This window comes from Pseudomonas sp. MF09156, assembly GCF_059862305.1.
The window spans coordinates 155,571-175,200 of sequence record NZ_JCBCUR010000002.1 but is presented as its reverse complement, the minus strand read 5'-3'; the positions used below and the strand labels follow the sequence as shown (position 1 = coordinate 175,200).

The following is a 19,630-nucleotide window of genomic DNA, read 5'->3' as shown; positions in this document are numbered from 1 at the left end:
AGCATGAGGATCCCGGCCGTGGAAGAAGTTATCGAACAATTGCGTGAAGCCAACGAACCGGTACCGGTTCCTCTGGAACTGCCCGACGAAGACCAGTTGGTGGAAGTCGAGGAACAGCTGTTTATCAACATCCCGTTTGTGTTCAAGGAATTCCTGCTGACCGTCAGCGATGTGGTGTATGGCAGCCTGGAGCCGGTGACCATCACCGACCCCCAGTCCCACACTTACCTGCCGGAAGTCGCCGCCAATGCCTGGGATATCGGCGTGCCTCGCGAACTGATCCCGATTTGCCAGGATGGCGACGACTACTACTGCGTCGAAGAAGACGGCACGGTGGTTTTGTGGTCCGGCGAAGAAGAACTGGTAACCGAAGAGTCCTGGGAGTCGGTGTGGCACTGGGCGCGGGACGTCTGGCTGGAAAGCTGATGCCTTTGTAGGCGCCGGCCGGCCGGCGCCTACGGTGGATCGCTCAGTTGAGGGTGGTGGTCAGTGCTCCGGCGTGTCCTTGTGATTGTCCAGGGTCTCCAGCAAAGCCACTTGCATGCGTGTATGGATGCGGATGAACCAACGCCAGAGCACGGCGGCCACCGCAGCCGTGACCACCGCAATCAACACCAGCAACTTGTTGGTCGGCAAAATACTGGCCGACAAGGCTGCCAACAGCAGGAAGATCACCAGTAGCGAGATAATCGGGATCAGTTCGGCAATCACCCGCCGCACGCGCTGGGTATGGCGCCCGGCCATTTCCGGCTTCACGCTCATCTCCGCCAGCAACATCGACAGCGCCTTGAGCTTGCGATATGCGGCAATCAGAAACGGCAGCGACAGCAGCAACGCACCGCCCCAGATCAATGCCTTCTGCCAGCTCGGATCACTGATCCAACCTTCCAGATACCCACCAATGCGCGCGGCAAAAAAGCTGCCGGTGAAGAAGATCGCCACCACCAGCGCCAGGTTCACCCCCACCTGCAGGATGATCTTGCGGATCATCGACGCCAGCATCGCGCCTTCGCCCTGGGGCGAAATACTGCGCAGCCATTCGCCATACATGCCAAACACCCGGCTCAGGCGTTGCGGCATCACCGCCGCGATCTTCAAGGACAATGGGTCGGCGCCACGAATCAGGTAGGGCGTGAGCAACGTCGTGATGGCGGAAACGGCCACCGCCACCGGGTAGAGAAAGTCGCTGGTCACCTGCAAGGTCATCCCCAGCGCCGCAATGATGAAAGAAAATTCGCCAATTTGTGACAGGCCCATACCCACCCGCAACGAAGTGCGGCCGTCATTGCCGGCGATAAACGCGCCAAGGCCACAGGACAGCATCTTGCCCAACACCACGGCCACGGTGATCACTGCAATCGGCCAGGCGTATTGCAGCAGGATCTGCGGGTCGATCATCAAGCCAATGGCAACAAAGAAGATTGCGCTGAACATGTCGCGAACCGGTTCGATCAGGCGCTCGATTTTCAGCAACTGCCGGGATTCGGCCATGATCGCACCGATCAGGAAGGCGCCCAGCACCATGCTGTATTCGAGCTTGACCACCAGCAGGCAGAAGCCGAAACACAGGCCCAGGACGGTGATCAGCAGCATCTCGTTGCTTTCGAACTTGGCCACGTAGGCCAGCAGCCGTGGCACCAGCAAAATGCCGATCACCAGGGCCACGATCATGAACAGCGAGAGCTTGCCGACCGTGGAAAACACCTCGCCGGAACTGACCGTACCGCTGACGGCGATGCTCGACAGCAAGGCAATGATGCCGATACCCAAGATGTCTTCGACAATCAACACGCCAAAGATCAGTTGGGCAAAGCGCTGGTTTTTCATCTTCAGGTCGTTGAGCGCCTTGACGATGATGGTGGTCGAGGAAATCGCCAGGATCGCGCCGAGGAACAGCGAGTCCATGGTGTTCCAGTCGAACCATTGGCCAATTTCATAGCCAATCCAGATCATCAGGATGATTTCCAGGAAGGCCGCGATAAACGCCGTGGCGCCCACCTTGAACAGCTTGCGCAGGCTGAACTCCAGGCCCAGGCAGAACATCAGGAAGATCACTCCCAGCTCGGCCAGGGTCTTGATAGTGTCTTCGTCGTGGATCAGGCCGAATGGCGGGGTGTGCGGGCCAATGATGAAGCCGGCGACGATGTACCCCAGGACGACCGGCTGCTTGAGGCGATGAAACAGGATAGTCACCACCCCTGCCACCAGCATGATCACGGCCAAATCCTGGATAAAGCTGATGGCGTGCATGGCGAGGGGCTCCTTGAGGGTACTGGCGCTGTCCCGGTTTCCACGCGGCCGCTACAACGGCGCGCAATGTGCGGAAGGAGAAGTCTGCCTTAATCGTAAGAAATGCCCTTGAAATGGGCTTTTCAAGGGTAACACCACGACTTCCGGCAGAAAGCCGGTGCAATATATGGAAACAGATCGCCTTGGGCGTGACGGCAAGGCCCGTCCCGGCGTCCCGTAAGGGATGACGCCGCAATGATTCCAGCATCCGCAGAGGTGCCCCCCCAACCAATGCCTACAACCGTGAGTGTGCTATGGAACCCGGAAACGCCCAGCTGTCGATGACGGTATTGATGACCCCTGACATGGCCAACTTCTCAGGCAATGTCCACGGTGGCACCCTGCTCAAGTACCTCGACGAAGTGGCCTACGCCTGCGCCAGCCGTTATGCCGGCCGCTACGTAGTCACGCTGTCGGTGGACCAGGTGATTTTTCGCGAGCCGATCCATGTCGGCGAGTTGGTGACGTTCCTGGCTTCGGTCAACTACACCGGCAACACCTCGATGGAAGTAGGGATCAAGGTCGTCACCGAGAACATCCGCGAGCGCTCGGTGCGCCATACCAACAGTTGCTTCTTCACCATGGTTGCCGTCGATGACGACCGCAAGCCGGCCGCCGTGCCCGCATTGCAGCCGCAGAACAGTGAAGACAAGCGCCGGTTTATCCAGGGCAAGCAGCGCCGGCAGATTCGCCAGGAGCTGGAGAAGCGCTACCAGGAAATCAAGGCCGACGTGTAACCCCAATCAAAATGTGGGAGCGGGCTTGCTCGCTCCCACATTGGGTTGGTGGTGTCAGAGGCTGATCGGCGTGGCTTCAAAGCGCACGCGCGGATGGGCGATGCGGTCCTGGGCCCGCACCAATTCCAACTCGTAGCTGGCGCACGCCTGGGTTTCCAGCAGCACTTCATGCACAGCCGCCGCCGTAAATTCGAAGGCAGCCAGCAGGCTGTCACCCAGTAGCACCCGCGCCAGGAACAGGCCCGACGTCAAGTCGCCCACCCCCACCGGCTGGCGCGGAAACGCCAGCAATGGCCGACGCAGGTGCCAACTGCCTTCTGCCGTCACCAGCAGCATCTCGAAACCGTCCGCCAGCTTGCCCGGGTAATCCAGGTGCTTGACCAGCACCGCCTTGGGCCCACGCGCCAGCAGGGCCCGCGCCATGCCCAGGCAGTCAAACAGCGACTGCGGTTTACGCCCGCAAAAGCTGTCCAGCTCCAATTGGTTGGGGCACAGGAAGTCAGCCATGGCCACAGCTTCGTCGAGCAAGAAATCACTGACTTCCTGGGGCACGATGCAGCCTTTTTCCGGATGACCCATCACCGGGTCGCACAGGTACAGGGCCTTGGGGTTGATGGCCTTGATCCGCGCCACACCGGTCAGGATCGCCCGGCCCTGGGCGGCGCTGCCCAGGTAACCGGACAACACCGCATCGCAGTTGCCCAGCTCGCCAATCGCCGCGATCCCCTCCACCAACGCAGGAATTTGCTGGGGCGCCAACACTTCTCCCGCCCACTGGCCATACTGGGTATGGTTGGAGAACTGCACAGTGTTCAGCGGCCAGACATTCACCCCCACCCGCTGCATGGGAAACACGGCGGCGCTGTTGCCGGCATGGCCGAAGACCACATGGGACTGGATCGCAAGCAGATGAGGCGTACGTTTCATGCAGGAAACTTCCGTAAAACCGTTAAATTCTGGCCGCGCAGTATGCGACTAAACGCAGCCTGTACGACAGACCGGAGACGCAGTTAAGCTGGCCTTACTTTGTTGGAGCAAATCGAATGCTGACCCTGGGAAATATCTTTGTGCTGATGCTGCTGGCGGCGGCTGCCGCCTGGGTGTGGCACAACCACGGCCTGCGCGAGCGCGCGTTGGAGAGGGTCAAACAGCATTGCGCCAAGCTCGACATCGAACTGCTCGACGGCGCCGTGGCCTTGAAACGCATCGGTTTCGTCAAGGACGCCAGCGGGCGCCGGCGTTTGGCACGGGTCTACAATTTTGAGTTCACGGTGACCGGCGAAGCCCGCCATCCCGGCACCATCACCCAATTTGGGGCCCACAGCGCGCAAATCGAACTGGCGCCCTACCCGTTTGAAATAAAGACGCCGCCGCCCAGCGCCGAAGTGATTGAACTAAGCCAGTGGCGCCAGGAGCACGGCAAGAGCCGTCACTGACGGCAAGCGGCCAGGGCTTTTTGCAGTTTTGCCACATCCTGCTCTTCGCCAAAGATCAGCTCGATACGCGAGTCCCGACGCCATTCGCTGGGCTGCCAGGTGAGTGTGGTGTTATCCAAAGCGTTGGCCGAGACCCAGCCGTCGGCGCTGTGGATAACCAATTTGGCGCGACGCCACTCCAGGTTCTGCAACCATTGGCACAGCCGCGTGGGGTCGAACTGCTGGCTTGGGTGCCAGCGCCAACCGATGCTCCAGCCGCCGGCCTGCGCCTGATGCAGGCAAATCGGCACGCACGGATCGCTCCAGATTGCCGGGATTTGCGCCAGCCCCTGGGGCACTTGAAAGTTATCCACAGCCGCCCCGGCCTGTGCGCCAACCCCCGGTAGCCGAACCAATGGCAGCTGCGCCTGCCGCGCCCAGTAAATCTCGCAGGCCGGCAGGGTCCTTTCGATTGCGCTACGTTGCGCGGCGTCCAACCCTTCAGCCTTGTTCAGCAGCAGCAACCCGGCACTGGCCAATGCTTCGCGTTGCGCGTCGGGCAACGGTCTGCCCGCCGCCAGTGCCTGGGCGTCGAGCACCAGCACACAAGGCTGGACAGCGAGCACGGTCTGCCAGGGCGCCTGGCGCAACTGCGCCAGCAATTGCGCCGGGTGCCCCAACCCCGAGGGCTCGATAAACAGCCGGTGCGGCTTGGCCTTACGCAGTAGGCGGCCTAGCCCTACCTGGAACGGCGCACCATTCACACAGCACAAACAGCCACCGGCCACTTCGCCGATGGCAATGCCGTCGTCATCCAGGGTCAGCAGCGCAGCATCCAGGCCAATCTGCCCGAACTCATTGATCAACACCGCCCATCGCTCATTGGCCGGGCGCTGGGTGAACAGGTGCTTGATCAAGCTGGTCTTGCCAGCACCCAAGGGGCCGGCAATCACATGCGTGGGAATATTCTGCAGCATCGTGGACATTATTCAGGCCGTGTAGAGACGCTGATCCTACCCGGTTATGCCAGCCAATCCAGCGTCAGAATCAGCCGCCGTTCATTGGCGGCCAGGGCCGGCGAGCGATGAATCAGGCCATGGCCCTCGTTGCCGCGCCACTTTTCGCCCTTGAGCAGGGCGACTTCGCCACAGTGGATCTGTTCGATGCGCTCGGTGGGCTCCGCGTCCGCCTGACTCAATTGACTTCGGTCCATCACCCCTTCGCGCAGCCATTGGCTGCCGATACCGGCATAGGTGGTAATCAAACGCACAGGCACGTGATCGACGTGAAAGCGCGGGCACATGGCCTTGTCCAGTAGCCTCAGCCGCACGCCAATGCGCTTGGCGCCCAGCAGGCAGGCAAAAGCGCTGATCAGCCAGGCAACATCGGCGATAAAGCCTTCGTAGCCCTCAAGGTCACGACAGCCTGCGGCCAGCCCCTGCAAGTCGGGTTCGGCGTCTTCGCTGTCCAGCTCCACCACCAGCGACTCCGCCAGCGGCTCGCCCAGCGAGACCAGCAACGCGCCAAACTCGGCGATGTGCAGCGGCAACTGGCGCTGCCACAGCGCCAGGTTGACGCCGTTATCCAGGATGTCGGCGAGGGCCAACGGGGTTTCCCCACGGGTCTGGCGAATCACCGGGCGCAGTTGAATCACAGGTGCCAGCATCAGGCGGCTGCCTCCTCGTACCAAGGGCCAAAAGGATCGACCAACAGGTGCCAACCTTCAGCGCCCAAGGCCATTTCATCGTCGGTCAGCAGGCATGCGTCCAACTCGGCGCGCAGGCGCACGAAGTCGATGTTCTGCCCGATAAACACCAGTTCCTGGCGGCAATCCCCGGTGCTCGGCTGCCAGTTGCCCATGATCGCCGCGACACTTTCCTGATCCTCGGGCCATTGACTCTTGGGCACAAAGCGCCACCAGCGGCCGGCAAAACCATGGCGCATCAGGCCGCCGGCCTGGGACCAACTACCGGCATCGCGGTGCTTACTGGCCAGCCAGAAAAACCCCTTGGAGCGCAGCAGCTTGCCGTTGACCCATGGGCGGTCGATAAAGTCGAAAAAGCGTTGGGGATGGAATGGCCGGCGCGCCCGGTAGGCCGTGGAGGCGATGCCATATTCCTCAGTCTCCGGCACATGCTCGCCGCGTAGTTCCTGCAGCCAGCCCGGTGCCTGGGCCGCGCGCTCAAAGTCAAAACGCCCGGTGTTGAGGATCTCGGCCAGCGGCACCTCGCCCATGACCATGGGAATGATGCGCGCCTGGGCATTCAGGCGTTCAAGGATGGCCACCAGTTCTTCACGCTCGTGGCGGCTGATCAGGTCGATCTTGCTGACCAGGATGACGTCGGCGAACTCGATCTGTTCGATCAACAGGTCAGTGATGGAGCGCTCATCGTCCTCGCCCAGGGTTTCGCCGCGGGACGCGAGGCTTTCGGCGGCCTGGTAGTCGAGCAGGAAGTTCATGCCATCGACCACGGTGACCATGGTGTCCAAACGTGCAATGTCGGCCAGGCTCTGGCCGTTTTCATCGCGGAAGGTGAACGTTTCCGCCACCGGCAGCGGCTCGGAAATGCCGGTGGATTCGATCAGCAGGTAATCGAACCGGCCCTCCCTGGCGAGCTTTCCTACCTCGACCAGCAAGTCTTCACGCAGGGTGCAGCAGATACAGCCGTTGCTCATCTCCACCAGTTTTTCTTCGGCGCGATTGAGGCTGACGTCGCGCTGGACTGCGGCGCCATCAATGTTGATTTCGCTCATGTCGTTGACGATCACCGCCACCCGCAGGTTTTCGCGGTTGCGCAGGACGTAATTGAGCAGCGTGCTTTTACCGGCGCCGAGAAATCCGGACAGCACGGTAACGGGTAGACGGTCGGTCATCGGGTGTTCCTCATCAGGGTGGCCGGTCAAATCGCCCGTTGATGGCGTTCGCGCAGCTCTTCACGTTCTTTGGCTTCAATACACAGGGTGGCCGTGGGCCGCAGCAACAGGCGCTTGAGGCCAATCGGCTCGCCCGTCTCGCGGCACCAGCCGTATTCACCACGGGCGAGGTGCTCCAAGGCTTCGTCGATCTTGTCCAGCAGCTTCTTTTCTCGCTCCAGCAGGCGCAGTTGCCACTGGCGCTGTTCTTCGGCGCTGCCCACATCGGCGGGGTCGCTGTTGGGCTCCTGCTCGCGCAGCACGATGAATTCGGCTTCGATGCGCGCTTGCAGGTCATAGCGCTGGGCCAACAACAGCTCGCGGAAAAAGGCTTGCTGGGCCTCATTCATGTAATCAGCGGGCGGCTGGGCAAGCAGGTCTTGTTCAGTCATCGGGACGATTCACGGGTCAGGCTGTGCATTGATGTTATATTATAACAATACAAATAAGCCAACGCCCTCTTGCTCGACACGACGAAGGGCGTAATCCTTGATTCTCTCCAGGCCCCGAGAAGCGCGATGAAATACCTGATATGCAGCGTGTTGCTACTGGTGGCGACCCAGGCCAGCGCCCAAATGCCCGGCACGCTGGCCACTTGCACTCGCAGCGCCACCCTGCTGGCCTGCGTCGATGCCCAAGGCAATGCCTACAGTGTCGCGACCGCAGGCAACACCACGTATCTGCGCGGGTTCGAGGTGATCGGCAAGCGCTATTGGGCACAGACCAACAGCCGCTATGGCCAACTGACGTTCTTTACCGGGCTGGCTTCCGACGGCGAGGCGTGGGTGGGCTACACCCGGCGTGTGGGCTGGACCACGATCAACCGGTTCTCCAGTTCCGGAGGCTCCAGCGCCAAGTTCACCTGCAGCCGTATCAGCGGGTGCTAGGGCGGTCGTAGAAAAATCATCGTAGATCTAATTGTTATACTATAACATGTCAGATTATTTCCAACGATGGACCTGCTCATGAATGCGCTGACTCTGCCGGATATCGCCGCGCAGGCTTCTCGCCAAGCCTTGCCTCTCGACTGGGTGGGCATGTGCGGCATTGCCCTTCCTATCCTGATCGACGGCCAACGCTTGAGTGCCAAGGCCGATGCCGGCGTGAGCCTGGATGACGGCGAGGCGCGAGGCATTCATATGTCGCGCCTGTACCTGGCGCTGGAGATGCTCGAGCAACAAGACCTGCAACCCGTGTTGCTGCGCCAGGTTTTACAGCGATTCCTTGATAGCCATGAAGGGTTATCGAGCAGCGCCTACCTGCGGATTCACACCGACTTGCTGCTTAAACGCCCGGCATTGGTCAGCCCGCTATCGGGCTGGAAGACTTATCCGGTGACCATCGAAGCGCGTCTGGAAAAGCAGATGTTCCACGTGGAACTAAAAATTGACGTGACCTACTCGTCCACCTGCCCTTGCTCTGCGGCCCTCGCCAGGCAGTTGATTCAACAGCAATTTGTCGATGACTTCGGCAATAAGTCGTTGCAGCACGAAGATGTACTGGCCTGGCTCGGCAGTGCCAATGGCATCGTCGCCACGCCCCATAGCCAACGCAGCAGTGCGCTGTTGCAGGTCCAACTGCAACCCGGCGTACAAACGTTGCCCCTGGCCGACTTGATCGACCAGGCCGAAGCCGCCCTCGGCACCGCCGTCCAAACCGCCGTAAAGCGCGCCGATGAACAGGCGTTTGCCCTAGCCAACGGCCAGAACCTGATGTTCTGCGAAGACGCCGCGCGCCGTCTGAACCTGGCGCTAAAACGCTCGGATGCAGTGCAAGCCATTCACCTCAAAGTCATCCACGCCGAAAGCCTGCACGCCCATGACGCCGTAGCCGAAAGCCATTGGACGAGAAACGTCTCGGGCACCCCATGACGCTGACAATGCTCGACCTCGAAGCCGCCAGTGTAGGCAGTCGCTTTGCCCTGGCCCCGGTACTGAATGCCTTGCCGTGGAACCGCGACGGCCTGATCGCCGCCATCGCCCAGCAACACGGCAGCGGCGAGGTATTGATGCTGGCCTGGATGAATCGCCAGGCCCTCGAAGAAACCCTCGCCAGCGGCCAGGTCTGCTACTGGTCACGCTCACGCCAGCAGTTGTGGCGCAAAGGTGAAAGCTCCGGCCACCGCCAGCAGTTGGTCGAAGCACGCCTGGATTGCGACGGCGATGCTGTGTTGCTGATCGTCGACCAACAGGGCCCGGCCTGTCACACCGGCCGCCCGAACTGTTTTTACAACGCTATCGAAGACGACCACGTGCATATCCTCACCGCGCCCCTCAAGGAACCTGCAGCATGATCCGCAAGAACCCTTCCGGCGATCTGCCGGTCATTGCCGAATCGGCCTACGTCGATAAAACCGCGATCATCTGCGGCAAGGTGATCATCGGCGAGAACGTCTTTGTCGGCCCCTATGCGGTGATCCGCGCCGATGAAGTGGACGCCACCGGCGACATGGACCCGATCACCATCGGCGCCAATTCCAATATCCAGGACGGCGTGGTGATCCACTCCAAATCCGGTGCGGCGGTGACTATCGGCGAGTTCAGTTCCATCGCCCATCGCTCGATTGTCCACGGCCCCTGCACCGTCGGCGACCGGGTGTTCATCGGTTTCAACAGCGTGCTGTTCAACTGCGCGGTTGGCGACGGCTGCGTGGTGCGGCACAACTCGGTGGTGGATGGCCGCGACTTGCCCGCCGCCTTCTATGTGCCGTCCACCACGCGCATCGGTCCCAACACCGACCTGTCGCAGTTCCCGCCCGTCAGCGTCAGCGCCTCGGAGTTTTCTGAAGATGTGGCGCGTACCAATGTCGATCTGGTGCTTGGCTACAAAGCCCTGCAAAACGAGTTCTGAGCATGAGCCGCCTGCTGATCCGCAACGCCCGCCTGGTGAATGAGGGCCAGGAATTCGACGCCGACTTGCTGGTCGCCAACGGCCGTATCGAGAAAATCGCCAGCAGCATCCACGGGCAAACAGCCGCTATCGAGATTGACGCCCAAGGCCAATGGTTGCTGCCAGGCATGATCGACGACCAGGTGCACTTTCGCGAACCCGGCGCGCCGGACAAAGGCAGCTTCTACAGCGAGTCCCGCGCGGCGGTGGCCGGTGGCATCACCAGCTTCATGGACATGCCCAACACCCAACCGGCGACCCTGACCCTGGAAGCACTGGCCGACAAGAAACGCCGCGCGGCGCTGCACTCGGTGGCCAACTATGGCTTTCACTTTGGCGTCAGCAACGACAACCTCGACACCGTGGCTGCCCTTGATCCGCGGCAGGTCGCCGGGGTCAAAGTGTTTATGGGCGCCTCCACCGGCAATATGCTGGTGGATGATCCACGCGTCCTGGAGCGTTTATTTGCTGAGGTGCCGACCATTCTCCTCGCCCATTGCGAGCACACGCCGAGCATCCACGCCAACGAACAACGGCTGCGCGATCGCTTCGGCGAGAAGATCCCCGCTGTAGCCCACCCGCTGATTCGCGACGCCGAAGCCTGCTATCGCTCGTCATCCCTGGCGGTGGAGCTGGCGCGCCGCCATGGCACGCGCCTGCATGTGCTGCACCTGACCAGCGCGCGGGAATTGCCGCTGTTCGAAGACAAACCGCTGGCAGAAAAACGCATCACGGCAGAAGTGTGCGTGCATCACTTGCTGTTCGATGACCGCGACTATGCCCGCCTCGGCCACCAGATCAAATGCAACCCGGCGATCAAGACCCGGGCCGACCGCAATGCCCTGCGCCTGGCACTGCTGAGCAACCGGTTGGATGTGATTGGCACCGACCACGCCCCGCATACCTGGGCGCAAAAACAGCAGGCGTACCGTGAGGCACCGGCAGGATTGCCCCTGGTGCAACACGCGTTGCCTGCATTGCTGGAATTGGTGGCCGACGGCTTGTTGCCACTGACTACGCTGGTGGCAAAAACCAGTCATCGCGTCGCCGACCTGTTCGCCATTCCCCAGCGGGGTTATCTGCGCGAGGGCTACTGGGCCGACCTGGTGCTGATCAAACCCGAGCCCGAAGGCAAGCCCGTGAGCAGCCAACCGATCCTCGCCCGGTGCGGCTGGACGCCGTTTGCCGAACGCAGCTTTCGCCATAGCGTCAGCACTACCCTGGTGTCAGGCCATGTGGCCTGGCACCAGGGGCAGGTGGTGGACAGTTGCCAGGGGCTGCCCCTGCATTTTCTGCGCTAAACGCAGGGGCCGGCTTGCCGGCTCCTGCAGGGCGTGTGATCAGGCGCGGGGCTTGACCGTGCCGCAGTCGTTGCCCAGCCACTGCGCCTGGGTGTCGAGGCTGCCGTTCTGCTGCACGCCGGTGGCATTGAAGGTGCCGTTGACCGTGGTGGTAAATGCCTTCTGGCTCTGGAACGTGGCCACGCCAGTGCCCTGGGCTTTCGGGCAGCTGAAGCGGAATTTCCACTGGTTGCCGGTCTTGTCTGTCACCTCTTGCTTGCAACCCGATTGCGGGTCGGTCAGCGGGATGGAGTCGGAGGCCACCTGGGCCGGTGTCAGGCACACCTGCACGCCCTTGCCGGCCATGGTAATGCCTTGTTTTTCCAGCATGGCGCGCTGTTCCGGGGTCATCTGTTGTTTCAGCTGACCGAGGATCAACGACAAGTCCGGCAGGTTCTGGTTATCGACTTTCATGTTGCTGGTGGTCAATTCCCACAAGCCCGGCGCCAACATCTGCGCCTGCGCTGCCACCGGCAGCGTCAAACCAACAACCATGGCCAAACCAAGCAGACGAGCATTCATCGGGTAACTCCTGGGTAATTGTCGGCGTTAGACGTCGTAAAGTGGTCGGCGTTGCATGCTCAATAAAATAGCGACAATCGCCGCCGAACATGGTCTGTTACGCATTGGATTGTCAGGAGTAATGTTGTCCATGGATTTCTTCGGCCCGCACTTGCTTGGTTACTTCATCGCCACCCTGCATTTTCTCGGCTCGCTGGCCGCCCTGCACGCGGTGCTGACCGTACGTACCGCCCAAGGCTCGATTGCCTGGGCGCTGTCGCTGATGTTCATGCCGTACCTGACCCTGATCCCCTACCTGATCTTTGGCCGCAGCAGCTTCGATGCCTATATCCAGGCGCGCCGCCAGGCCAACCAGGAAATGCACAAGGCCATCACCGAGTTGAACTGGCGCCCCTGGGTCGAAGAAGCCCTGGCCGCACGCAACTCCCACGCCTACGCCTCCCTGCGCGCCATGCCCAAGCTGGGGCGCATGCCGTGCCTGGCCAATAACCAGGTGCGTTTGCTGGTCAATGGCGACGCCACCTTCAGCGCCATCTTCGACGCCATCCGCGCCGCCAAGACGGCTGTGCTGGTGCAGTTTTTCATCATTCATGACGACGAACTCGGCCGCCAGTTGCACAACCTGCTCAAGGCCAAGGCCGCCGAGGGCGTGGCCATCTACGTGCTGTATGACCGCATCGGCAGCCACTCCCTGCCCCACCGCTATGTGCATTCGCTGCGCGACGCCGGGGTGCAGATCAAGGCGTTTGCCACCCGCAGCGGCTGGCTCAATCGTTTCCAGGTAAATTTCCGCAACCACCGCAAGATCGTCGTGGTCGATGGCCTGAGCGGGTTTGTCGGTGGGCATAACGTCGGCGACGAATACATGGGCAAGAAACCGCCGCTGGCGCCCTGGCGCGACACCCATGTGCACGTCAGCGGCCCGGTGGTGGCCTGCCTGCAGGAGTCGTTTGCCGAAGACTGGTTCTGGGCCGCGCGCGAACTGCCGCCGCTGATCCTGCCTGATACCTACGCCGACGACGGTGTGCTCTGCCAATTGCTGGCCAGCGGTCCGGCGGACCCCTATGAGACCTGCTCGCTGTTTTTCGTCGAAGCCATTCATGCGGCAACTGAGCGAGTGTGGATCACCAGCCCTTACTTCATCCCCGATGAGGCAGTATTCGCCGCGTTGCGCCTGGCGGTGTTGCGTGGCGTGGACGTACGCCTGCTGCTGCCGTCACGCCCCGACCATCGCATTGTCTACGCCGCATCCAGCCTGTACGCGATTGAAGCGGTGCGCGCCGGGGTTCGGGTATTCCGCTTCAAGCCGGGCTTCCTGCATCAGAAAGTGGTGTTGGTAGACCGCGAAATCAGCGCCATCGGCAGTGCGAACCTGGACAACCGTTCGTTCCGCCTCAACTTTGAAGTGATGTTGCTGACGGTCGATAAAACCTTCGCCAGCGAAGTGGAACACATGCTGCTGGACGACTTCGCCCAGGCCCACGAAACCAGCCAGGAAGAAAGCCAACAGACCCGCCGCCTGCAGCAACTGGGCATGCGGGTGGCGCGGTTGATTTCCCCGATCCTATAAATTGCACCGGACAAAATGTGGGAGCTGGCTTGCCTGCGATGCAGACTCCGCGTTCTTGCAGTTACAGCACGGTGATGCAATCGCAGGCAAGCCAGCTCCCACACAAGCTCAGCTCCCACATTTAGTATTGCAGCGTAGCCAAGACCTCAGCGATAGAGATCTTCCCGCGTCCACGGCAACTCATGGCTGCCATCGGCATGGGGCTTGACCGCCAGGATCTGATGCAGGTTGATCCACCCGCGGGCAAACGCATACGCACATCCTGCCAGGTACAGGCGCCAGATACGCAGTGCCTGGGGCGGGACCATTTTCGCCGCCGCTTCCAGGTTGTCTTCCAGGCGTTCGCTCCAATGGTCCAGGGTGCGTGCGTAATGCAGACGCAGGCTTTCCACGTCGACCACTTCCAGGCCGACTTCGCTGATCTCGGCGCTGATCATCACCAAGTGCGGCAACTCGCCATTGGGGAATACGTAGCGCTCGATAAAGTCCCCCGCGCCACGTCCCACCGGGCGGCCATCGGTGTGTTTGGCGGTGATGCCATGGTTGAGCACCAGGCCTCCTTCGCGCACGGCGCCGAACAGGGTCTGGCAGTACTGCGCCAGGTTGGCGTGGCCAACATGTTCGAACATGCCGACGCTGACCACTTTATCGAACCGCCCGTCCTGGGGCAGGTCGCGGTAGTCGAGCAACGCCAGTTCCACTTGGTCTTCCAGGCCCTCGGCGAGCACGCGTTCCCTGGCCAATGCCAGTTGTTCCTTGCTCAGGGTGATGCCGAACACCTTGACCCCGAATTCGCGCGCCGCATAACGCGCCAGCCCGCCCCAGCCGCAACCGACGTCCAACAGATATTCCCCAGGCTGCAGGCGCAACTTGCGGCACAGGTGGCGGAATTTATCTTGCTGGGCCTGGTCGAGGGATTCGCTGCCGGTCTCGAAGTAACCGCAGGAGTAGGCCATGTCACGGTCCAGCCAGAGCTGGTAGAACTCGTTCGACAGGTCGTAGTGGTAGGAAATCGCGGCGGCATCCGTAGCCTTGTCGTGGATCGAGCGCACCGGTCCGGCGTGCTCATCTTCATCCACCAGGGCGTGGCTCAGTTCGTCACACACCCGGATCACATCGCTGATGGAGCCTTCCAGCTCCAGTTTGCCTTCGACGAAGGCAGCGCCCAGGGAATCGAGCGTGGGATGGGTCAGTTGCGTCACCATCACCGGGTCCTTGACCACGATCGTGACGCTGGGCTCCGGGCCCAGGTTGAACTCATGGCCATCCCAGAGTCGCAGACGCAGCGGTAGCTGAAGATTCTGTAAGGCCGGTGGAAGTTGCGCGAGCATGAGTAGTCCCCCCTGTTTCAGACGTCTGGAATGAGGGTAGACCATCCACGAAAAAGTAGCTGGCTATCGATTCAATAGCCGCCTTCTATGGTGCCCGACGTTGCAGCAAACCGTCCTCAACCCACTGTTTCAACCACGTGACAGCTTGTAGCGGCGCGCCCTCTTGATAAGTGACTGCCAATTCGGCGCACAGTTCTGAAAAACTCCAACCGCCGTCGGCCATCCCGGCCAGGGCATAAGCCTCGGCGGGCTCCAGGCTACGGAAGCGGCACACCTGCTGGTCACGCCAGATCAGGCACACCTGGGCCAACGACAACGGCTGGCTGCCGGGAAACGTCGCCTGTGCCTTGACCCCGCGCCAGATCTCCAGGCTGTTGAAGCGACACAACACTTGCTGTACCGCCGGCACCCACTCGACCTGCAACACCGGCCAATCTTCAGGCGCCAGTTGCGCCATGTCGTGCAGGCTCAGGGGTTGGCCGGGGGACGCATCAAACGCCAAGGTAAAGGCCCATTCCAGGCACGCCAGCTCTGCCAGCGGCGCGCTTTGTTCGGCGACCAGATGCTCGCCGATAAAGCCTGCAAACCGTTGCCCCAACCAGCGCAAGCTGAAATGCGCCGATGGATATCGCTGCACATAGGCCGCAACCAGCCCGGCAAACTCCTCATCCCCCAGCCAGTGCCACACAGCCGGGAAATCCCCCTGCATCACTTCCAGTAAACGGGCCCGATAGGCGTGGTGATAGATCGCCAGGCCCGTGTCGACATCCAGGGTCGGGCCACCGATCAAGGTGCTGGCAAAGCCGCTGGCGTCGGTGTCTGCCAATAGATGCCGTTCAAATGCCAGTTGCCAATCGATCAAGCGCATAGCGATCTCCGGGCCAGGGCGCCAGCCCCCAGCTCACGGGCCTTGCCCAGTTCGTCGAGCAACTCGGCAAACGGCGGGAAATGGTCATCGCGCTCCAACAACGTCGCCACCGGCCCCAGGTGTTCCAGGGTCTGTTGAAACAGCTGCCACACCGGATCGCATACCGGGTGGTCATGGGTATCGACCACGTAGTCGCCGTAGTCCATATGCCCGGCCAAATGCAGTTGGCGGATGCTGTGCGGCGGCAGGTTGCGGATAAAGGTCCAGGCATCGAAGCCATGATTGCGCGAGCTGACATACACGTTATTCACGTCCAACAGCAGCTCGCAACCACTGAGGTGGCTCAAGGCGCTTAGAAACTCCCACTCGGTAAACTCATCGGCCTTTGAGCGCACATAGCTGGAGACATTTTCCAGCACCAGCGGCCGCTGCAGCACCTCCTGCACCTGCCGCACGCGGGTAGCAACGTGGTAGAGGCTTTCTTCGGTGTAGGGCAGCGGCAACAAGTCATGCAACTGATGGGCGTTGCCCCGGCTCCAACACAGGTGATCGGACACCCACGCCGGCTTGACCCGGTCGGCCAATTGCTTGAGTTGCGTGAGGTAGTCCCTATCGAGGGCATGGGGCCCGCCGATGGACAGGGACACGCCATGCATCACCAGCGGATAGCGCTCGGCGATGGCGTCCAGGTAGTACAGGGCTTTGCCGCCCTGGACCAGATAATTCTCGGAGACGATTTCGAACCAGTCCACCGCCGGCGACTGCTCGATAATCTGCTGATAGTAAGTGCTGCGTAGTCCCAGGCCGTAGCCCAGGCAAGGAACCGATGCCGACATGACGAACTCCTGGAAAGTGTCCGCAGCGACGTGCACACCGCTGCGGGATCACGTATTCGCGGTTATTCGCCGACTTTGCCGCCAGCTGCATCACAAGCAGCCTTGGTCATGGCCTTGAAACCATGGCCCTTGCAGACAGCCTGGCCTTTACAGGCGTTTTCAGCGGTCTTGCAATCGTTCATGCCTTTGCAGGAGGTCACGCCATAGCAGTGCACATTCGCTTCATCGGCGGCTTGTGCCTGGGTCGCGACACCGGCAAACAGCGTGGCGGCAGCGATGGCCAGGGCAGCACCGGAAACAGCGTTCTTGAAGTTCATTGTGGTATTCCTCATGGGTCTAGGGGGTCGGCTAAACGGTTTGTTCAGTCCCGACACAGCACTAGAGTGAGATGCCGGAGGGGCGTTACAGCGCTGTGAAAATTTTCCTGGTTTCCTGAATCCTTGTAGGAGCCATCACTAGTGCGCACCGCGATTTATCGTCACACTCGCAGCAGCTTTTTCGCGGGATCACGGACAAGGAAGCGTCACTCTCATGATTTCGATCTATCAGCTCAAACCGCGCTTTCAGAACCTGCTGCGGCCCCTGGTGCAGCGCCTGTATGACAACGGCACCACCGCCAACCAGATCACCATGCTGGCGGGCATCGTGTCGCTGCTGGTGGGCCTGCTGATCGCCGGTTTCGCCCAGCACGCCTGGGTGTTCGTATTGATCCCGCTGTGGATGATCCTGCGCATGGCCCTCAATGCCATCGACGGCATGCTCGCCCGGGAATTCGGCCAACAGTCACGCCTGGGCGCCTACCTCAATGAACTGTGCGATGTGATCGCCGACAGCGCGCTGATCCTGCCGTTTGCGCTGATCCCCGGGGTCGGCCTGGCGCCGGTGTTGCTGGTGACACTGCTGGCGGTGTTCAGCGAGTACGCCGGTGTGCTCGGGCCGATGGTCGGCGCATCGCGACGCTATGACGGGCCCATGGGCAAGAGTGATCGGGCGTTCGTCCTCGGCGTACTGGCCACTGGCGTGGCCCTGGGCTGGCTCGGTGCCGGCTGGGTCGACGGGGTGATGTGGCTGGTGGCGGCCTTGCTCGCCTACACCCTGGTCAACCGTGTACGCCAGGGCCTCAAAGAACAACCCGACACCCCTCCGACGGCATGAGGATCTTGCGATGCGCGAACAGCAACAGCACACCTTCAGCACCCACGACGGCGTAGCGCTTTTTTATCGGCATTGGCCCGCGACCAGTGCCACCGGGCCTGAGCCACGCCAGGCGATCCTGCTGTTCCATCGAGGCCACGAGCATTCGGGGCGCATTGCGCACCTGGTGGATGAACTGGACCTGCCGCATTTCGATTTCTTCGCCTGGGACGCCCGTGGCCACGGCCAGTCCCCCGGCGAGCGGGGCGACAGCCCGAGCTTTGCCACCAGCGCGCGGGATGTGCAGACGTTCTGCGACCATATCGGCGCCACCTATGGCATCGAGGCAGAAAACCTCGCGGTCATCGCCCAGAGCGTCGGCGCGGTGATCGCCGCCACCTGGGTCCACGACTACGCGCCGAACATCCGCGCCCTGGTGCTCGCCTCCCCGGCGTTCAAGGTCAAGCTCTACGTGCCCTTCGCCCGCCCGGGCCTGGGGTTGATGCGGCGCTTTCGTGGCAACTTTTTCGTCAACAGCTACGTCAAGGCCAAGTTCCTCAGCCATGACCCAGAGCGCGTTGCGTCCTACGACACTGACCCACTGATCACCAAGGCGATCTCGGTGAATGTGCTGCTGGGCCTGTACGAAGCGGCCGACCGCGTGGTCGCCGATGCCCAGGCGATCCAGGTGCCGACCCAGCTGTTGATCTCCGGCTCGGACTTCGTGGTGCATCGCAAACCCCAGCAACAGTTCTTCGAGCGCCTTGGCAGCCTGAAAAAGGAACTGCACATCCTGCCCGGCTTTTTCCACGACACCCTCGGCGAACGGGATCGCGCCGTGGCGTTGGCCAGCGCCAGGCGTTTTATCCTGCAAAACTTTGCCCACCCGCTGGACCGCGCCAGCCTGCTGGACGCCGACAAGATCGGCGCGACCTGCGCCGAATCCGAATCCCTCGCCGCGCCGCTGCCGCGCAACTCCCTGCGTGACCTGTACTGGCGCATGACCCGCGCCAGCATGGGCCTGGGCCGCAAGTTGTCCGAGGGGGTGAAGCTGGGCTTCGACACCGGTTTCGACTCGGGCAGCACCCTGGACTACGTGTACCGCAACACCCCCACCGGCAAAGGCGCGCTGGGGCGGATGATCGACACCAACTACCTGAACTCCATCGGCTGGCGCGGGATCCGCCAGCGCAAACTGCACGTTGAAGAGTTGCTGCGCCTGGCCATGGCCAAGCTGCGCGACGACGGGCGCGAAGTGCGCATCGTCGACATCGCCGCTGGGCACGGTAGGTACATTCTGGAAGCCTTGCAGGGCGTTTCTCCACTGCCGGAATCGATCCTGTTGCGCGACTACAGCGATATCAACGTGCGCGACGGTGGCGCGCTGATTCGCGAGAAAGGCCTGGGGGATATTGCGCAATTCGTCAAAGGCGATGCCTTCGACCGGGCCGACCTCGCAGCGCTGGCGCCCAAGCCGACGCTGGCGGTGGTGTCCGGGCTGTATGAGCTGTTTGCCGATAACGCCATGGTCGGGGGTTCCCTCGCCGGCCTGGCCGAAGCCGTGGAGCCCGGGGGCTACCTGGTGTACACCGGCCAACCGTGGCACCCGCAACTGGAACTGATCGCCCGTGCCCTGACCAGCCATCGCCAGGGCCAGGCCTGGGTGATGCGCCGTCGCAGCCAGGCAGAGATGGATCAACTGGTGGCAGCGGCAGGCTTTCGCAAGATCACCCAGCGTGTGGATGAATGGGGCATCTTCAGCGTGTCGCTGGCGCAGAAGATCTGA

General features: G+C 61.7%; 22 protein-coding genes. 11 read left to right on the top strand and 11 right to left on the bottom strand.

The features are described from left to right. Window positions 1-18: 18 nt before the first annotated feature. Complete coding sequence (locus AC19YY_RS06565; protein WP_029290059.1) at window positions 19-426, top strand: SMI1/KNR4 family protein; 408 nt, start codon at window positions 19-21, stop codon at window positions 424-426. A gap of 60 nt (window positions 427-486) precedes the next feature. Here AC19YY_RS06565 and AC19YY_RS06560 read toward each other — a convergent pair whose 3' ends face one another. Continuing rightward, on the bottom strand, window positions 487-2,250 hold the full coding sequence (locus AC19YY_RS06560; protein ID WP_500603982.1) for a cation:proton antiporter: 1,764 nt from the start codon (window positions 2,248-2,250) through the stop codon (window positions 487-489). Between the two features lie 293 nt (window positions 2,251-2,543). On the opposite strand from AC19YY_RS06560, the gene AC19YY_RS06555 reads away from it, so the two are divergent. Next, window positions 2,544-3,026: an acyl-CoA thioesterase gene (locus AC19YY_RS06555; RefSeq protein ID WP_029290061.1), complete on the top strand. Its 483-nt coding sequence runs from the start codon at window positions 2,544-2,546 to the stop codon at window positions 3,024-3,026. Window positions 3,027-3,080: 54 nt separating this feature from the next. Here AC19YY_RS06555 and pdxY read toward each other — a convergent pair whose 3' ends face one another. After that, window positions 3,081-3,953, bottom strand: coding sequence for a pyridoxal kinase PdxY (gene pdxY, locus AC19YY_RS06550; RefSeq protein ID WP_169954031.1), 873 nt, complete (start codon window positions 3,951-3,953; stop codon window positions 3,081-3,083). Window positions 3,954-4,069: 116 nt separating this feature from the next. Between pdxY and AC19YY_RS06545 the strand changes: the two genes are divergently transcribed. Further along, the gene (locus tag AC19YY_RS06545; RefSeq protein WP_057961211.1) at window positions 4,070-4,462 is read left to right on the top strand and encodes a DUF3301 domain-containing protein; all 393 of its coding nucleotides are present in this window, start codon (window positions 4,070-4,072) and stop codon (window positions 4,460-4,462) included. Here the strand turns inward: AC19YY_RS06545 and AC19YY_RS06540 are convergent. Genes AC19YY_RS06540 through dksA form a run of 4 tightly spaced genes read right to left on the bottom strand, consistent with a single transcriptional unit; the run spans window position 4,456 to window position 7,746 of the window. After that, complete coding sequence (locus AC19YY_RS06540; protein ID WP_500604084.1) at window positions 4,456-5,418, bottom strand: CobW family GTP-binding protein; 963 nt, start codon at window positions 5,416-5,418, stop codon at window positions 4,456-4,458. The genes AC19YY_RS06545 and AC19YY_RS06540 overlap by 7 nt on opposite strands. Before the next feature lie 44 nt (window positions 5,419-5,462). Next, window positions 5,463-6,107, bottom strand: a complete 645-nt coding sequence (locus tag AC19YY_RS06535; protein ID WP_172313810.1) for a DUF1826 domain-containing protein — start codon at window positions 6,105-6,107, stop codon at window positions 5,463-5,465. Further along, entirely contained in the window at window positions 6,107-7,315 is a 1,209-nt protein-coding gene (gene zigA / locus AC19YY_RS06530; protein ID WP_500603981.1) for a zinc metallochaperone GTPase ZigA, read from the bottom strand. The genes AC19YY_RS06535 and zigA overlap by 1 nt, the downstream gene beginning before the upstream one ends. Window positions 7,316-7,341: 26 nt before the next feature. Then, a complete protein-coding gene (gene dksA, locus AC19YY_RS06525) occupies window positions 7,342-7,746 on the bottom strand; it encodes an RNA polymerase-binding protein DksA (protein WP_169954034.1) in 405 nt (134 codons plus the stop codon). A 126-nt stretch (window positions 7,747-7,872) separates the two neighbouring features. Between dksA and AC19YY_RS06520 the strand changes: the two genes are divergently transcribed. From AC19YY_RS06520 to AC19YY_RS06500, 5 genes are all read left to right on the top strand, one after another. Then, window positions 7,873-8,241: a glutamine synthetase gene (locus tag AC19YY_RS06520; RefSeq protein ID WP_169954035.1), complete on the top strand. Its 369-nt coding sequence runs from the start codon at window positions 7,873-7,875 to the stop codon at window positions 8,239-8,241. Window positions 8,242-8,319: 78 nt separating this feature from the next. Next, window positions 8,320-9,225 carry a GTP cyclohydrolase FolE2 gene (folE2, locus tag AC19YY_RS06515; protein ID WP_432754801.1) on the top strand — a complete coding sequence of 302 codons (906 nt, stop codon included), beginning with the start codon at window positions 8,320-8,322 and terminating at the stop codon, window positions 9,223-9,225. Next, window positions 9,222-9,647 (top strand): phosphoribosyl-AMP cyclohydrolase, encoded by a 426-nt coding sequence (hisI, locus tag AC19YY_RS06510; RefSeq protein ID WP_169954037.1) that lies wholly within the window; start codon window positions 9,222-9,224, stop codon window positions 9,645-9,647. The genes folE2 and hisI overlap by 4 nt, the downstream gene beginning before the upstream one ends. After that, on the top strand, window positions 9,644-10,204 hold the full coding sequence (locus tag AC19YY_RS06505; RefSeq protein WP_169954038.1) for a gamma carbonic anhydrase family protein: 561 nt from the start codon (window positions 9,644-9,646) through the stop codon (window positions 10,202-10,204). Before hisI ends, AC19YY_RS06505 begins: the two co-directional genes overlap by 4 nt. Before the next feature lie 2 nt (window positions 10,205-10,206). Continuing rightward, window positions 10,207-11,544, top strand: a complete 1,338-nt coding sequence (locus AC19YY_RS06500; RefSeq protein ID WP_172313816.1) for a dihydroorotase — start codon at window positions 10,207-10,209, stop codon at window positions 11,542-11,544. A 39-nt stretch (window positions 11,545-11,583) separates the two neighbouring features. On the opposite strand, the gene AC19YY_RS06495 is transcribed toward AC19YY_RS06500, so the two are convergent. Further along, complete coding sequence (locus tag AC19YY_RS06495; RefSeq protein WP_169954040.1) at window positions 11,584-12,105, bottom strand: DUF3617 domain-containing protein; 522 nt, start codon at window positions 12,103-12,105, stop codon at window positions 11,584-11,586. Between the two features lie 130 nt (window positions 12,106-12,235). Here AC19YY_RS06495 and cls point away from each other — a divergent pair, with 130 nt between their 5' ends. Then, window positions 12,236-13,675, top strand: a complete 1,440-nt coding sequence (gene cls / locus AC19YY_RS06490; protein ID WP_500603980.1) for a cardiolipin synthase — start codon at window positions 12,236-12,238, stop codon at window positions 13,673-13,675. Between the two features lie 146 nt (window positions 13,676-13,821). Here the strand turns inward: cls and cfaB are convergent, their stop codons facing one another. The 4 genes from cfaB to bufA2 form a co-directional block, all read right to left on the bottom strand. Then, the gene (cfaB, locus tag AC19YY_RS06485; protein ID WP_169954042.1) at window positions 13,822-15,006 is read right to left on the bottom strand and encodes a C17 cyclopropane fatty acid synthase CfaB; all 1,185 of its coding nucleotides are present in this window, start codon (window positions 15,004-15,006) and stop codon (window positions 13,822-13,824) included. Window positions 15,007-15,091: 85 nt separating this feature from the next. Continuing rightward, window positions 15,092-15,874: an HvfC/BufC N-terminal domain-containing protein gene (locus tag AC19YY_RS06480; RefSeq protein WP_169954043.1), complete on the bottom strand. Its 783-nt coding sequence runs from the start codon at window positions 15,872-15,874 to the stop codon at window positions 15,092-15,094. Then, window positions 15,865-16,710 (bottom strand): MNIO family bufferin maturase, encoded by an 846-nt coding sequence (bufB, locus tag AC19YY_RS06475; protein WP_172313820.1) that lies wholly within the window; start codon window positions 16,708-16,710, stop codon window positions 15,865-15,867. Before bufB ends, AC19YY_RS06480 begins: the two co-directional genes overlap by 10 nt. 62 nt (window positions 16,711-16,772) lie before the next feature. Beyond that, window positions 16,773-17,027, bottom strand: a complete 255-nt coding sequence (gene bufA2, locus AC19YY_RS06470; RefSeq protein ID WP_169954045.1) for a BufA2 family periplasmic bufferin-type metallophore — start codon at window positions 17,025-17,027, stop codon at window positions 16,773-16,775. 214 nt (window positions 17,028-17,241) lie between these two features. Here bufA2 and AC19YY_RS06465 point away from each other — a divergent pair, with 214 nt between their 5' ends. Further along, complete coding sequence (locus tag AC19YY_RS06465; RefSeq protein WP_500603979.1) at window positions 17,242-17,865, top strand: CDP-alcohol phosphatidyltransferase family protein; 624 nt, start codon at window positions 17,242-17,244, stop codon at window positions 17,863-17,865. Window positions 17,866-17,875: 10 nt separating this feature from the next. Then, window positions 17,876-19,630 (top strand): bifunctional alpha/beta hydrolase/class I SAM-dependent methyltransferase, encoded by a 1,755-nt coding sequence (locus AC19YY_RS06460; RefSeq protein WP_500603978.1) that lies wholly within the window; start codon window positions 17,876-17,878, stop codon window positions 19,628-19,630.

Coding starts and splice junctions, on each gene's coding strand:
- AC19YY_RS06560 (WP_500603982.1), bottom strand. CDS start 2,250: ATGCACGCCATCAGCTTTATCCAGGATTTGGCCGTGATCATGCTGGTG.
- AC19YY_RS06555 (WP_029290061.1), top strand. CDS start 2,544: ATGGAACCCGGAAACGCCCAGCTGTCGATGACGGTATTGATGACCCCT.
- pdxY (WP_169954031.1), bottom strand. CDS start 3,953: ATGAAACGTACGCCTCATCTGCTTGCGATCCAGTCCCATGTGGTCTTC.
- AC19YY_RS06545 (WP_057961211.1), top strand. CDS start 4,070: ATGCTGACCCTGGGAAATATCTTTGTGCTGATGCTGCTGGCGGCGGCT.
- AC19YY_RS06540 (WP_500604084.1), bottom strand. CDS start 5,418: ATGCTGCAGAATATTCCCACGCATGTGATTGCCGGCCCCTTGGGTGCT.
- AC19YY_RS06535 (WP_172313810.1), bottom strand. CDS start 6,107: ATGCTGGCACCTGTGATTCAACTGCGCCCGGTGATTCGCCAGACCCGT.
- zigA (WP_500603981.1), bottom strand. CDS start 7,315: ATGACCGACCGTCTACCCGTTACCGTGCTGTCCGGATTTCTCGGCGCC.
- dksA (WP_169954034.1), bottom strand. CDS start 7,746: ATGACTGAACAAGACCTGCTTGCCCAGCCGCCCGCTGATTACATGAAT.
- AC19YY_RS06520 (WP_169954035.1), top strand. CDS start 7,873: ATGAAATACCTGATATGCAGCGTGTTGCTACTGGTGGCGACCCAGGCC.
- folE2 (WP_432754801.1), top strand. CDS start 8,320: ATGAATGCGCTGACTCTGCCGGATATCGCCGCGCAGGCTTCTCGCCAA.
- hisI (WP_169954037.1), top strand. CDS start 9,222: ATGACGCTGACAATGCTCGACCTCGAAGCCGCCAGTGTAGGCAGTCGC.
- AC19YY_RS06505 (WP_169954038.1), top strand. CDS start 9,644: ATGATCCGCAAGAACCCTTCCGGCGATCTGCCGGTCATTGCCGAATCG.
- AC19YY_RS06500 (WP_172313816.1), top strand. CDS start 10,207: ATGAGCCGCCTGCTGATCCGCAACGCCCGCCTGGTGAATGAGGGCCAG.
- AC19YY_RS06495 (WP_169954040.1), bottom strand. CDS start 12,105: ATGAATGCTCGTCTGCTTGGTTTGGCCATGGTTGTTGGTTTGACGCTG.
- cls (WP_500603980.1), top strand. CDS start 12,236: ATGGATTTCTTCGGCCCGCACTTGCTTGGTTACTTCATCGCCACCCTG.
- cfaB (WP_169954042.1), bottom strand. CDS start 15,006: ATGCTCGCGCAACTTCCACCGGCCTTACAGAATCTTCAGCTACCGCTG.
- AC19YY_RS06480 (WP_169954043.1), bottom strand. CDS start 15,874: ATGCGCTTGATCGATTGGCAACTGGCATTTGAACGGCATCTATTGGCA.
- bufB (WP_172313820.1), bottom strand. CDS start 16,710: ATGTCGGCATCGGTTCCTTGCCTGGGCTACGGCCTGGGACTACGCAGC.
- bufA2 (WP_169954045.1), bottom strand. CDS start 17,027: ATGAACTTCAAGAACGCTGTTTCCGGTGCTGCCCTGGCCATCGCTGCC.
- AC19YY_RS06465 (WP_500603979.1), top strand. CDS start 17,242: ATGATTTCGATCTATCAGCTCAAACCGCGCTTTCAGAACCTGCTGCGG.
- AC19YY_RS06460 (WP_500603978.1), top strand. CDS start 17,876: ATGCGCGAACAGCAACAGCACACCTTCAGCACCCACGACGGCGTAGCG.